Origin of the sequence: Brevundimonas bacteroides DSM 4726 (assembly GCF_000701445.1) — a bacterium.
Taxonomy (GTDB): Bacteria; Pseudomonadota; Alphaproteobacteria; order Caulobacterales; family Caulobacteraceae; genus Brevundimonas; species Brevundimonas bacteroides.
Map to the genome: position 1 here is coordinate 58,255 of NZ_JNIX01000015.1, position 12,067 is coordinate 70,321.

The 12,067-nt window shown below is 67.4% G+C and carries 13 protein-coding genes; 7 read left to right on the forward strand and 6 right to left on the reverse strand.

What is annotated here, in order from left to right:
• Positions 1-108 precede the first annotated feature (108 nt).
• Positions 109-2,499, forward strand: a complete 2,391-nt coding sequence (locus Q333_RS0113660; protein ID WP_029417748.1) for a TonB-dependent receptor — start codon at positions 109-111, stop codon at positions 2,497-2,499.
• A gap of 50 nt (positions 2,500-2,549) precedes the next feature.
• Here Q333_RS0113660 and Q333_RS0113665 read toward each other — a convergent pair whose 3' ends face one another.
• The 3 genes from Q333_RS0113665 to Q333_RS0113675 all read right to left on the reverse strand — a co-directional run bounded on the left by Q333_RS0113665 (position 2,550) and on the right by Q333_RS0113675 (position 4,790).
• A complete protein-coding gene (locus Q333_RS0113665) occupies positions 2,550-3,428 on the reverse strand; it encodes a hypothetical protein (protein WP_029417749.1) in 879 nt (292 codons plus the stop codon).
• Entirely contained in the window at positions 3,418-4,344 is a 927-nt protein-coding gene (locus Q333_RS0113670) for an ABC transporter ATP-binding protein (protein WP_029417750.1), read from the reverse strand. Before Q333_RS0113670 ends, Q333_RS0113665 begins: the two co-directional genes overlap by 11 nt.
• Before the next feature lie 71 nt (positions 4,345-4,415).
• Positions 4,416-4,790 (reverse strand): hypothetical protein, encoded by a 375-nt coding sequence (locus tag Q333_RS0113675; protein ID WP_029417752.1) that lies wholly within the window; start codon positions 4,788-4,790, stop codon positions 4,416-4,418.
• A 168-nt stretch (positions 4,791-4,958) separates the two neighbouring features.
• On the opposite strand from Q333_RS0113675, the gene Q333_RS0113680 reads away from it, so the two are divergent.
• Entirely contained in the window at positions 4,959-6,350 is a 1,392-nt protein-coding gene (locus Q333_RS0113680) for a Do family serine endopeptidase (protein ID WP_029417754.1), read from the forward strand.
• Here Q333_RS0113680 and Q333_RS0113685 read toward each other — a convergent pair.
• On the reverse strand, positions 6,347-6,760 hold the full coding sequence (locus Q333_RS0113685; protein WP_029417755.1) for a VOC family protein: 414 nt from the start codon (positions 6,758-6,760) through the stop codon (positions 6,347-6,349). The two genes, Q333_RS0113680 and Q333_RS0113685, sit on opposite strands and share 4 nt — an antisense overlap.
• Positions 6,761-6,803: 43 nt before the next feature.
• On the opposite strand from Q333_RS0113685, the gene Q333_RS0113690 reads away from it, so the two are divergent.
• The 5 genes from Q333_RS0113690 to Q333_RS0113710 all read left to right on the forward strand — a co-directional run bounded on the left by Q333_RS0113690 (position 6,804) and on the right by Q333_RS0113710 (position 10,335).
• A complete protein-coding gene (locus Q333_RS0113690) occupies positions 6,804-8,108 on the forward strand; it encodes a replication-associated recombination protein A (protein WP_029417756.1) in 1,305 nt (434 codons plus the stop codon).
• 60 nt (positions 8,109-8,168) lie between these two features.
• Positions 8,169-8,624: a hypothetical protein gene (locus Q333_RS0113695; protein ID WP_029417758.1), complete on the forward strand. Its 456-nt coding sequence runs from the start codon at positions 8,169-8,171 to the stop codon at positions 8,622-8,624.
• An 83-nt stretch (positions 8,625-8,707) separates the two neighbouring features.
• The gene (locus Q333_RS0113700; protein ID WP_157072469.1) at positions 8,708-9,049 is read left to right on the forward strand and encodes a hypothetical protein; all 342 of its coding nucleotides are present in this window, start codon (positions 8,708-8,710) and stop codon (positions 9,047-9,049) included.
• A gap of 9 nt (positions 9,050-9,058) precedes the next feature.
• The gene (locus Q333_RS0113705) at positions 9,059-9,811 is read left to right on the forward strand and encodes an RluA family pseudouridine synthase (RefSeq protein ID WP_029417760.1); all 753 of its coding nucleotides are present in this window, start codon (positions 9,059-9,061) and stop codon (positions 9,809-9,811) included.
• 23 nt (positions 9,812-9,834) lie between these two features.
• The gene (locus Q333_RS0113710; RefSeq protein ID WP_029417761.1) at positions 9,835-10,335 is read left to right on the forward strand and encodes a CC0125/CC1285 family lipoprotein; all 501 of its coding nucleotides are present in this window, start codon (positions 9,835-9,837) and stop codon (positions 10,333-10,335) included.
• Here the strand turns inward: Q333_RS0113710 and Q333_RS0113715 are convergent.
• Together Q333_RS0113715 and Q333_RS0113720 are read right to left on the reverse strand one after the other, a co-directional pair.
• On the reverse strand, positions 10,319-11,479 hold the full coding sequence (locus Q333_RS0113715; protein WP_029417762.1) for a hypothetical protein: 1,161 nt from the start codon (positions 11,477-11,479) through the stop codon (positions 10,319-10,321). The two genes, Q333_RS0113710 and Q333_RS0113715, sit on opposite strands and share 17 nt — an antisense overlap.
• Positions 11,480-11,594: 115 nt before the next feature.
• Positions 11,595-12,029 (reverse strand): DUF2214 family protein, encoded by a 435-nt coding sequence (locus tag Q333_RS0113720; protein ID WP_029417763.1) that lies wholly within the window; start codon positions 12,027-12,029, stop codon positions 11,595-11,597.
• Positions 12,030-12,067 lie beyond the last annotated feature (38 nt).

Sequence of the window (12,067 nt, forward strand, 5' to 3'; positions counted from 1 at the left end):
TATTTCGCACGGCACGCGAAACAAATTCGCGTTTCAGGCCAGCTTGACCATTTGCGGCCGTTTCGTGTCGGCGTAGCGTCCGCGCTGCGACAACCTCAGGAGGGACGCATGCTCAGGACGAACTCGACCCGAATTCTCAAGGCGCGACTACTGACGGCGGGCTGCGCTGTGGCACTGATGGCATCCGCAGGTGCCGCAGCGGCGCAGAGCGCGCAGGACGAAGCCCAACTGGACGAAATCATCGTCACCGGCACCAAGCGCGCGTCCACGATCCAGGACACGCCCTTCTCCATCAACGCCCAAACCCAGGAAGACATCCAGCGGTCCGGCGCGGTGACGCTGGAAGACCTGTCCCGGAACGTCGCCGGTTTGTCGATCCAGAATCTCGGGCCGGGCCAGAGCCAGGTGTCGGTGCGCGGCGTCTCCGCCGGTCAGGTCGTGCGCGACCAGCCGGGCGTGAAGGAACAGGTCGGCGTCTATCTGGACGAGAGCGTAATCTCGCTGTCGCTGTTCACGCCCGACCTCGACCTGTTCGACCTCAACCGCGTCGAAACCCTGCGCGGGCCCCAGGGCACCCTGTTCGGATCCGGCTCAGTGGGCGGCACGGTGCGCTACATCACCAATCAGCCGGTGCTGGGCGTGACAGAGGGCTCCATCGAGGCCAACGTGAACGTCGTCGAGGAGGACGACGGCGGCGGTCATCTGAAGGGCGCTATCAACCTGCCGCTCGGCGACACCGTGGCCCTGCGCGCCGTGGCCTATCACACTGAGTACGCTGGTTTCATCGACGCCCGTCGCGAAGGCGGCCGACTGGAAGAAAACGTCAACGACGGCAGCCGTACCGGGGGTCGTCTGGCCCTGCTGTTCCAGCCCAATGACCGCGTCTCCATCACGCCGCGTGTCGTCTACCAGAATATCGAGACCGATGGCTTCAACCGCCAGGAGGTGTTCAACCTGTTCGCCAACCCCTTCACGACGACCCGCCCCGCGGTGACGTTCGACGAGCGCGAGCAGTTCCTCCTGCTGAACGAGTCGTTCAACGACGAGACGGTGCTGGCCGATCTGACCGCCAGCTTCGATCTGGGCGGGGTCGAGCTGACCTCGGTCACCAGCTACATCGACCGCGACATCCTGGTTAGCCGCGACGCCAGCGCCCTGACCGGCTCCGTCTCCGTCGATCTCGGCTATCCGGCCTCGGCCGTGACCCTGCCGTCCAACCTGCTGGACGCGACCCAGCTGGAGCAGACGACCCAGGAACTCCGCCTGGCTTCGACTGGCGACAGTGCCTTCCAGTGGCTGATCGGCGCCTTCTACTCCCAGGTCGATCGCCTCTATTCCCAGACCCTGCCGACGCCTGGCTATGATGCGGCGACCGACGCGCGTCTGGGGGCCGGAACCTCGGCGGCTGTCCGAAACGGGTTCGGCCTGAACTCGCCCTACAACGCCGTCCTGCCCTACGATATCGAGCAGACCGCCATCTTCGGCGAGGCCAGCTACGATTTCGGCAAACTGACCGTCACGGCGGGCGGGCGCTTCTACGATTTCTCAGAGACGCGCAGCTTTACCTCCGGCGGCCTGTTCGCCAACGGCGACCGGCGTACCGACACCACGGAATCGGACGGCTTCACTCCGCGCGTCCTGATCAGCTACGAAGCGTCGGAGAACGTCACCTTCAACGCCCAGGCGGCCCAAGGCTTCCGCCTCGGCGGGGTCAACGATCCGCTGAACGTTCCGCTCTGCACGCCCGCCGACCGCGCCATTTTTGGCGGCTTCCAGACCTACGACGACGAGACGCTATGGAACTACGAGGCGGGGATGAAGTCCCGCTTCGGGGCCCTCACGTTCAACTCGGCGGTCTTCTACACCGACATCGAGAACCTGCAGACCACGCTGGACGCCGGCTCGTGCTCGTCGCGCGTGGTGTTCAACGTGCCCTCGGCCCACACGGCGGGTCTGGAGGTCGAACTCTCGACCTTCTTGACCGACAACCTGGAGGTCGGTTTCTCAGGCAGCGTGGTCGAGGCCGAGTTCGACTCCACCGTCCGCGATGGCACGGGCGCGGTCATCGGCGGTATCCGCGAGGGCAACCGCCTGCCGTCGGTGCCGGAGCTTCAGCTGTCGCTGAACGCCACCTACAGCTTCGACCTCGGCAGCCTTCCGGCCTACGTCAACGCCTCGTTCCAGCATGTCGGCAGCCGCTACACCCAGGCCAGCGATCAGGAGAACAATCCGCGCTCCTTCTCCTCCGGACTGCCGTTCGGCGGGGCGACGGGCACGCGGGCCACGATCGTCGATCTGGAACTGCCCAGCTACGAGCTGTTCAACATCTCCGCCGGCGTGGAGTTCGAGAACGGCGTCGAGGCGGTCGTCTACATCAACAACGCCTTCGACGAGAACCCGCTGCTGTCGTTCGACCGCGAGCGCGGCGGCCGGGCCCGTCTGGGCTACTCCGTCGGCGCGCCTCGCACGATGGGCCTGACGCTGCGCCGGTCTTTCTGATCAGCCCCTAGATCCGGATAGGGCCGGCTCGCCTCACGGGGGGGGCGGCCTTATTCCTTGGACAGGTCCTGCCTGCTGAACCACGCAAGCGCCGCCACCAGCGGGACGATCGTCCACACCGTCAGGCCCGTGATCGCCTTCCACGCCAGACCGTCTGGCGCGGCGGCGGCGTCGGGGCCGCCCTGAACCAGGGTCTTCAGGCTGTCGTGCGACAGGCCGGGAATCAGCAGGTGCGCCTGCAGATCGCCCGCGCTCCACGCCAGAAGCGGCAGGGCCTGCATCAGGAAGAACTGGCCGATTGCCACCACCATTGGCACGAACAGTGCCGCTAGCAGCGAGCGGCTCATGACGGCGGCCAGCAGGCCGACCATGGTGAACTGCATTACCCGTGTGACCGTCACCGCGATCAGGCCCGCGAACTGGCCGGGGCGTTCGTCGGCGAAGGAAAAGGCCAGAGGCCGCTCGAAGATTGCCGCCTTGATCAGCTCGCCGATCAGGCCGAAGACCAGCCATGTCGCGAGGGCCACCAGCACCACGCCGAACACCAGGGCGACCTTACCCGCCACCAGATTGATCCGAGTGTTCCGCGCGCTCGTCAGCCGCCAGGTCTCCCAGCGATAATCCCCTGCATAGATGATGGCCGCCCCGATCAGGACGAACAGCATGACGATGGGATTGGCGAAGTCGCCGGCCTGGGCCAACAGGCTCTGCCCCAGGTCCAGCGTGCCGGACAGGGCCATCGGTCCGCCCTCGGCCGTCATCTCCGGCGGCAGGGCCTCGGCCATCTCGGCCATGCGGGCCTTGGTGAAGAACTGCACAGCCGTGCCGATGGCCAGGAACAGCACCGGCACGAACAGGATCGACCAGAACACAGCCATGCGGTTGCGAGTGAAGCGATAGGTCTCGGAACGGATCGCGTCAGCCAGCATGAATGCTCTCCGGCATTTGGACCGATCCGGTCTCGGTCATGAACACGGCCTCCAGGTCGGCCCCGACCCAGCGGGCCTCGTCGATGTCGACGCCCGCCTCGACCAAAGCGCGCAGCAGGGCCGGAGTCTCGGGTCGCGACAGCGTCGCAACAACCGCGTCGCCGTCCAGCGAGCCTGACGCGTATGACAGGGCGGCTAGCACCTCCAGCGTCTTCGATATCGGCGTCACCGACAGCCGCAGCCGCTCTCCCGATGACGTCAACTCGCTTACCGCGCCCTCGCGCACCAGCCGACCCCGGTTAAGAATGGCCACCCGGTCGCAGACGCGCTGGACCTCGAGCAACTGGTGGCTAGCCAGGATAACCGTGATGCCGTCGCGTTCCGCTAGAGACCGGATCAGGGCCCGCATCTCCTGGATGCCGGGCGGGTCCATGCCACTGGTCGGCTCATCAAGGATGACGAGTTCAGGCTCGGTGATCAGGGCGGCCGCAACACCCAGCCGCTGCAGCATGCCGACCGAGAAGCCGCGCACCTTGCGATCGGCCGCCTCGGCCAGCCCCACGCGTTCCAGCCATCCAGACACGCGGGCGGCGTCGGCCTTCAGCCCATGCGCGGCCGACAACCATCCCAGGACCTGGCGCGCAGTCATGAAGGGCGGAAAGCGCGGCGTTTCGATCATCGACCCCATGCGCCGGGACGCGGCGACGTCGCCGACGGCCCCGCCCATCACCACCGCTTCGCCCGCCGTCGGCCGGATCAGGCCCAGGAGGATGCGGAACAGCGTCGACTTGCCCGCGCCGTTTGGTCCCAGCACCCCGTAGACCCCGCCGCGAGGGATGCTGAGGCTGAGGCCATCCAGGGCCCGCACGGACCCGTAGGTCTTGGTCAGGCCGCGCGTCTCGATCACGAAGGTCATGGATCGACGGTCATCCGATGGAGGCCGCTGGCGAGGCGGCGAAAACTTGCCGGGCACTTCTCATGCCGAACTCAGGCCCCGCCAGCGTAGGCGACGGTGTACTTGCTGTCCTGCTGACCGCCGATGCCCCAGTTCAGGGTTTGGCCGGAGGCAAAGCGGACGGAATAGGTCTCTACCCGCCCGTTGGGGGTTTCCTCGGCACCGACGAAGGTCATGGCCTCGACGGCACCCAGGCTGGCCAGGCCAGCCGACATTTGCGCCAATTGCTGCAGACACGCCGCCAGCAGGCCATCCGCCATGAGGTCCTCGGGGCAGCTTCCCGCCGCAGTCTCGACGATCATGCGGCGGAGCGCGTCGGCATACTCGCCCTGCTGATTGTCCTGCGCCATCGCGGGCAGGGCGATCATCAGGCCTGCTAGGGTGGTGGCGTGCAGCGTGCGGCGCATGGCGGTCTCCCTGGTCCGGGGGTGACCTTGCCGCGCACTCGACCTCTCGAACAAGGGGGCAGGGGATTAAGCTTTCGCAACATCTGACCGGCTTGAAATCCGGCCGCCTTGAAGCGGCCCGAAACCGCTACAGATATACCGTCGTCCATGATGACCTGCTGGAACGCCATGAAGACCTCTTCGCTCGCCATCGCCGTGGCCCTGACGCTCGCCGCCTGCGGGAACGCCAACAGCTCCAAGGCCCAGGACGGCGTCTTCGCCGAGCCGACCGAGCGTCAAGCCCCGACCGACGCCACCACAATGAAGCAGAGCTTCTCGCCGGTCGTGCGCGAGGCGGCGCCCGCCGTGGTCAACATCTCGGCCCGCTCGATCCAGCGTGTCCAGGCCGATCCCTTCTTTCAGTTCTTCGGCGGCGGCATCCCGCGCGAGCGCGTCGCCGAGTCCGCGGGCTCGGGCGTCATCGTCCGCTCCGATGGCATCGTCGTCACCAATAACCACGTCATCCAGGGCGCCCAGCAGATCCGCGTGGTGCTCAACGACCGCCGCGAGTTCCCGGCCGAGATCATTCTGGCTGACGAACGCTCAGACATCGCCGTGCTCCAGCTTCAGGGCGTGACCGAGCAACTGCCGGTGCTCGCCATCGATGATCGTGAGGAACAGGAGGTGGGCGACCTCGTGCTCGCCATCGGCAACCCTTTCGGCGTGGGTCAGACGGTGACCAACGGCATCATCTCGGCCCTGAACCGCACCGAGACCGGGATCTCGGACTCAGGCTCCTTCATCCAGACCGACGCCGCCATCAATCCTGGCAACTCCGGCGGAGCGCTGGTCGACATGGACGGCGACCTGATCGGCATCAACACGGCGATCTTCTCCCGCTCGGGCTCCTCGGCAGGCGTGGGCTTCGCCGTTCCGGCCTCAATGGTGCGCCGCGTGGTCGACAGCGCGCTGGGCGGCGAGAGCATGGTCGTGCGCCCCTGGCTGGGCGTGAAGGGCGAGAGCGTCACCGCCGCCATCGCCCGGTCGCTCGGCCTGTCGCGGCCGCAGGGCCTGATCGTGACCGAGCTCTATCAGGGCGGTCCCGGTGACCGGGCGGGTCTGCGCGAAGGTGACGTCATCACCGCCATCGACGGCGCCGAGGTCAACGACCAAAGCGGCCTCAACTTCCGCGTCGGCACCAAGAGTCCGAATGAGGTCGCCGCCGTCACAGTCGTCCGAGACGGTCGCACCCAGACCATCAACGCCCGCGTCCAGACCCTGCCCGGCGACGCCAAGGGCGATGGCCTGCTCATCCAGGACGGCCCCTTCTCGGGCGCGGAGATTGCCGCGCTCAATCCGGCGCTGGCCGACCGCCTCGGCGGCGATCCCTTCGCCACGGGCTTGCTGATCACCAGCGTCCAGCGAGGCAGCTATGCGGCTCGCGCGGGCCTGCGTCCCGGCGACCTGGTGCGAGAGGTCAATGGCCGCGCTGTGACGTCTCCCCAGGCCCTCGCCCGCCTCGGCGCGTCGGAAGTCACAATCGAGCGGCAGGGCCGTCGCCTGACGGGGGTGCTGCGCTAGGGACCCTTGATCGGGCTGGCGATCGACCAGCAGTGGCCGAACGGATCCATGACCCGGCCATAGCGGTCGCCCCAGAACTGGTCTGCCAGCGGCATGATCGGAATGGCTCCGGCCGTCAGCGCCCGGTTCCACCATTCGTCGGCGTCGTCGACCTGAAGGTGCAGGGCGACGCCTTTCGGAACGACATCGCTCTCGTTGCCGTACTCGGGAAACTCGTCGGACAGCATGACCAGGCCGCCATTGATCACCAGCCGACTGTGCATCAGCCGCTCGCCATCCTCGGCCATGTTGTGGAACAGTTCGTCGGCCCCAAAGGCACGCTGGTAGAACTCGACCGCCGCCTGACCGCCTCGGCCGGGGATAGTCAGGTAGGGGATCACGCCGGACGGGATCGGGGCGGGCTCGGTCATCTGTGACGCTTTCTCAGGGGGCGACGTCCCCCTACATAGCCCTATGACCGATCTTTTCGAAGCCTCCGGCGTCCATCCGCCCGATGCTCCGCTCGCTGACCGTTTGCGCCCCACGACGCTCGACGACGTGGTGGGCCAGGACCATCTGCTGGGCGAGGGCGGGCCGATCCAGCGCATGGTCGAGGCGGGGCGGCTAAGCTCCATGATCCTGTGGGGGCCGCCCGGTACGGGAAAGACTACGATCGCGCGGCTCCTCGCCAAGGCCGCTGGCTATCAGTATCAGGCCATCAGCGCCGTCTTCTCCGGCGTCGCCGATCTGAAGAAGGCCTTCGAGCAGGCCCGCATTCGGCGCGCCGCCGGGCAGAGCACGCTGCTGTTCGTAGACGAGATTCACCGCTTCAATCGCGCGCAGCAAGATAGCTTCCTGCCCTTCGTGGAGGAGGGGATCGTCACCCTGGTCGGCGCCACGACCGAGAACCCCTCGTTCGAACTGAACGGCGCGCTCCTCTCCCGCAGCCAGGTCTTCGTCTTGAAGCGGCTGGACGACGCTGCGCTGGATCAACTGTTGACGCGCGCTGAGGACATGGAGGGCCGACCGCTCCCCCTCACGCCTGAGGCGCGTCAGGCGCTGCTGGCGCTCGCCGACGGCGACGGCCGCTACCTGCTCACCATGGCCGAGACCCTGTTCGCCCTGCCGCCCGAGCCGCTCGACGTACAGGCCCTGGCCAGCGTCCTGCAAAAACGCGCGCCCGCTTACGACAAGTCGAGAGAAGAGCACTACAACCTCATATCCGCGCTGCATAAATCGGTTCGAGGGTCCGATCCCGACGCGGCCCTCTATTGGCTCGCCCGCATGCTGAACGGCGGCGAGGATCCGCTCTATCTCGCCCGCCGCATCGTGCGCATGGCTGTCGAGGACATCGGCGAGGCCGACCCTCTCTCGCTGTTGGTCGCCAACGCCGCCAAGGAAACCTACGACTTTCTGGGCAGCCCCGAGGGCGAACTGGCGTTGGCCCAAGCCGTCGTCCACCTCGCCACCGCGCCAAAGTCGGTCGCGGTCTACGAAGGGTACAAGGCCGCGTCGAAGGCCGCGCGCGAGACCGGCTCTCTCATGCCGCCCGCCCATATCCGTAACGCCCCGACCAGGCTGATGAAGTCCCTGGGCTACGGGGCGGGCTACCAGTACGACCCCTCCACCGAGGACGGCTTCTCCGGCGCCAACTATTTCCCCGACGGCATGGAGCGCCGCGTCTTCTACGCCCCCAAGGGCGAGGGCCACGAGGAGAAGGTCCGGGCGCGGCTGGAACGCTGGGCTGAACTTCGCGCGGCGAAGATGGAAGGCTCGTAACTTGCCGCCACGCTTGATCGGCGTATCGTCGCGGTCCTGAATGATCCTTGGGAGGGGATGATGGTCAGCATGATGAGCGCCTCGTCGGGCGCGAAAACCCCGTGGCACCTGTGGGCGGTGGGCGTCGTGGGCATTCTGTGGAATGCCTTCGGCTGCATCGACTACACCATGACGAACATCCAGGGGGATGTCTGGCTGCGATCCATGGGCATGACCGACGCCCAGATCACCAGCTTCAACGCCATGCCGGCCTGGATGACCGCCGTCTGGGCCGTGGGCGTCTGGGGCGCCATGCTCGGCACGGTCCTGCTGTTGCTGAAGAACAAGCTGGCGTTTCCGGTCTTCGTGGTGTCGCTGATCGCCTATGTTCTGAGCCTGGTCTACGCCTACGCCCTGTCCGATCAGGCCGCGACCATGCCCGAAGGGACATGGATCATGCAGGCCGTCATCTTCGTCGGCTGCGTCTTCTTCGTCTGGTACAGCCGCATGATGGCGCAGCGGGGCCTGCTTCGGTGAAGGCGGCCCGCCGCCTCTGGCACGCGTGGCTCGTCGGGGCGGTCGCCTTGTTGGTCTGGTCTCAGGGCGCGTGGGACTGGCTGATGATGACGACCCGTAATCCGGACTATCTCGCCGATGTCCCGCAGGACTGGCAGGCGCTGGTCTTCGGCCAGCCGGTGTGGGTCAGCATCGTCTGGGCGATTGCCGTCTGGGGGCTATTCATCGGGGCGGTGGGCCTTGTGTTTGGGCGCACGTGGGCGGTCCTGCCGCTCGTCGCCGCCGCGATCGGGCTGACGCTGGATCAGGTCTACGTCTACGTCCTGCATCCCGAGGCAGCGGCCTGGCGGGCCGATGGCGTGACCTTCAGCGTGGTCCTGTGCTGCGTCTTCGCCGCCTTCGCCATCTACGCCGCCGTCATGGCGAAGCGGGGCGTGCTCCGCTAAGCCAGCAGCGTGACCCGCGCCCCCGTTTCCCTGACGCCCGAAGAGATCGCCGCTGTCCGCTCCTGGATCATCCATGAGGACGCAAGCGTCATCGCTTTCGCCAAGCCCGCCGGCCTGTCCAGCCAGGGCGGCCGCATCCAGGCCCACACTCTGGACGACCTGCTGTGGGCCTTCGCCCGCTCGAACGGCAAGCGGCCGGAGCTGGTCCACCGGCTGGACCGCGACACGTCCGGCGTCATCCTGGCGGCCAAGACCAAGCCGGCGGCGGGCTTCCTCGGCAAGGCCATCCAAGCCCGCCGTCTGGTCAAGACCTATCTCGCGCTGGTCTCGGCCGCCCCGGAGCCGCGCGACGGTGACATCAACTTGCCCCTGGTCCGCCAGGAGATCGGGCGTGAGAGCTACATGCGCGTCACGGCGTTCGACACCAAGGGGGCGCAGGGATCCCGCAGCCGGTACCGCACCCTGGCCGACAGCGAGGAAGGGGCGCTCGTCGAGCTCCAGCCCTTTACCGGCCGCATGCATCAGCTTCGGGTTCACATGGCCCACATCGGCCGACCCCTGATCGGCGACGTCCGGTATGGTGGAGCCCTGACGGCCGCCGGGCAGGCGGCTCCGCGCCTGATGCTTCACGCGGCGGCGCTGAGGTTTCCGCATCCGGACGGCGGCGAGCGCACCGTCACGGCGCAGCCCCCGGGCGATTTCACAACTCTGGCGAAGGCGATGGGCCTGGCCTTGGAACACGGCTCCCGCTCCGGCGCTTAACCTTCGAAAACGAAAGCGTCGCCATGATCCGCATTCTCGCCATCGCCGCCTCGGCCCTGTCGCTCGCCGCCTGCGCCTCGCTCGCCCCCTATGGCCCGCAGCAGGGCCCCGGCGGTCAGGGCTTCTCCGAACAGCGCATCGAGAGCGACCGCTACCGCGTCACCTACAACGGCGTCGGCGCCCCCGGTCCTGTCGCGGACCTCGCCCTCCTGCGCGCGGCCGAGCTGACGCTGGAGCAGGGCTACGACTGGTTCGAGGTCACCCAGCGCTACATCGATGGCCGTCCGGACAGCGCTGGCGGCGTCCGACCAAGCGTCTCCGTCGGCTTCGGCTCGAGCTCCGGCCGGTACGGCAGCTATCGCTATTCCGGTTCGAGCGCGGGCGTGGGCGTCGGCCTGAACTTCAGCGGCCCGTCCCCGACCTCGACCGTGCTGGAAGTCCGCCTGGGTCGCGGCCCGCAGCCGGATCGCGGCGAGGTCTACAGCGCCGCCGAGGTGCGCGCCAACCTCAGCGGCCGCGCGTAAGCGCCCGGTACTCGACCAGCCGTTCCTTGTCGCGCCGCACCTGGTCGCCGATGGTGTTGTCGAGGTCCAGCGAAGCGTAGCGGACCCAGCCCTCCAGCCCCAGCTTGTCCTTCACCGCCGCCGTCGGCGTCTGCCAGCGGTAGTAGGACAGCCACGACACGATCAGCCCCATCAGCAGCGCCACGCCCTGCAGCACGCGGAAGCCGATCTCATTGCCCGCCGGAGCCGGCCAGAAGGCGAACATCGCCAGCCATATGATCACCACCAGCGGCGTTGTGATCCGCCCGACCCAGCGCATCCAGTAGCGCTCGCGCCGCACGCGCCACAGCTCCAGTTGGACGTACTTCTCCAGATGCTCCATGCGTGCGCCGAGCCACAGCACCAGCCGCGTCAGGAACAGCGCCCTCTGCCCCCACCCCTTGCCGTCGGTGGCGTATGTGGTCTCGGCCTGGTCGGACAGGGCGCGAGCGTTGGTGAACAGGTTCTGCAGCTCGCGCGTCCTCTGCACGATCTCGCGCGACAGCTCGTAAGAATCGTTCTCCAGCCGGAACCGGTACTGCACGAACAGGATGGCCGACACGCCGTAGAACAGCCCCGCCGTGATCAGCATGCCCAGCACCGCCAGCCCCAGCCCCTGAGGCTGTCCGCCCGTCCACTCCGCGAACAGCGTCGGCCCCAGGATCGCCATGGCCGCGAAGCCCACCAGCGCCAACCCCTGCGTCAGCCGCTTGGTCAGGACGTGCACCCGCAGGGCGTTGAACACCCGCCGCCCGTACCCGAAGATCCGGCCCCGGATGTCCGCGTCGGCGGGGAAGCGCTCCTCGATCTGGCGGGTGAACAGGACGTGGAAGCGGTCCGGCTTGTTCTCCGTCTCCCAGAAGGGAAAGATGTCCAGCGCCTGGTTGAAGTACCGGTCGATGTTGGCTGAGATCACCGAGATCGCCTCGGGATCGAGCGTGAAGTAGTCGCTCTCCTGGATCGGCCTCAGGATGCCGTCCTGCGCCGTCGTCGGCTGGGGTGTCGCGCTCGGGATCGGCGGCGGCGCGGTGCGATCCGCGCGGGTCTCCGCGCCCGCCGGCTCGTTCGACACGGGCGGCAGATTGGCCGGGGCCGGCGCGTGCGGCGACTGATCCTCGTGCGACATGCTCAAGACCCTAGACCGATCCGGCCGAGCTTCCGACGCCCTTCGCGCCGAAAGCGAAGACGGATATCGCCGTTAACCCTGAACGGCGGCAAGTGAAGTTTCCGAAATCTCGGTGTCAGTACCGCGCCATCGCCGCCGCGAAACCCACCAGCGGGAACAGCAGCAGCACCTCGATCCGCACCCACATCGCCGCCTTCGCCACCTCGGCCGCCGGCGGCCGGAACCCTGCGTCGGCCTTGAACGCCCGGCTCCAGCGGATGAACCGCATCGTCGGCATGATCGAGATCAGCCCGATCACGGTGAACGTCGCGATCTTGGCCCAGAACCAGGGATTGCCCTCATAGGCGACCCAGCCCTTGGCCCCCCAGACCACCCGCACGACGCCGACGATCAGCACCAGTACGGCGATCGCGCCATACCCCCCATCCAGTTTCGCCAGCCGCGTCACCGGCACCGGATCGGCCCGCAGATAGGCCAGCTCCATCGCCAGCATGATCGCCAGGCCGAACACCAGCACATGGTGGACGACCGCCAGTCCCAGATCGTGCATGCGCGCCTCCCTTCGCTTCGCCGCAATCGGGGTTATAA

Bases quoted from the DNA above. Each gene is read 5' to 3' on its own strand.
- Q333_RS0113660 (WP_029417748.1), top strand. From the start codon at position 109: ATGCTCAGGACGAACTCGACCCGAATTCTCAAGGCGCGACTACTGACG.
- Q333_RS0113665 (WP_029417749.1), bottom strand. From the start codon at position 3,428: ATGCTGGCTGACGCGATCCGTTCCGAGACCTATCGCTTCACTCGCAAC.
- Q333_RS0113670 (WP_029417750.1), bottom strand. From the start codon at position 4,344: ATGACCTTCGTGATCGAGACGCGCGGCCTGACCAAGACCTACGGGTCC.
- Q333_RS0113675 (WP_029417752.1), bottom strand. From the start codon at position 4,790: ATGCGCCGCACGCTGCACGCCACCACCCTAGCAGGCCTGATGATCGCC.
- Q333_RS0113680 (WP_029417754.1), top strand. From the start codon at position 4,959: ATGAAGACCTCTTCGCTCGCCATCGCCGTGGCCCTGACGCTCGCCGCC.
- Q333_RS0113685 (WP_029417755.1), bottom strand. From the start codon at position 6,760: ATGACCGAGCCCGCCCCGATCCCGTCCGGCGTGATCCCCTACCTGACT.
- Q333_RS0113690 (WP_029417756.1), top strand. From the start codon at position 6,804: ATGACCGATCTTTTCGAAGCCTCCGGCGTCCATCCGCCCGATGCTCCG.
- Q333_RS0113695 (WP_029417758.1), top strand. From the start codon at position 8,169: ATGGTCAGCATGATGAGCGCCTCGTCGGGCGCGAAAACCCCGTGGCAC.
- Q333_RS0113700 (WP_157072469.1), top strand. From the start codon at position 8,708: ATGATGACGACCCGTAATCCGGACTATCTCGCCGATGTCCCGCAGGAC.
- Q333_RS0113710 (WP_029417761.1), top strand. From the start codon at position 9,835: ATGATCCGCATTCTCGCCATCGCCGCCTCGGCCCTGTCGCTCGCCGCC.
- Q333_RS0113715 (WP_029417762.1), bottom strand. From the start codon at position 11,479: ATGTCGCACGAGGATCAGTCGCCGCACGCGCCGGCCCCGGCCAATCTG.
- Q333_RS0113720 (WP_029417763.1), bottom strand. From the start codon at position 12,029: ATGCACGATCTGGGACTGGCGGTCGTCCACCATGTGCTGGTGTTCGGC.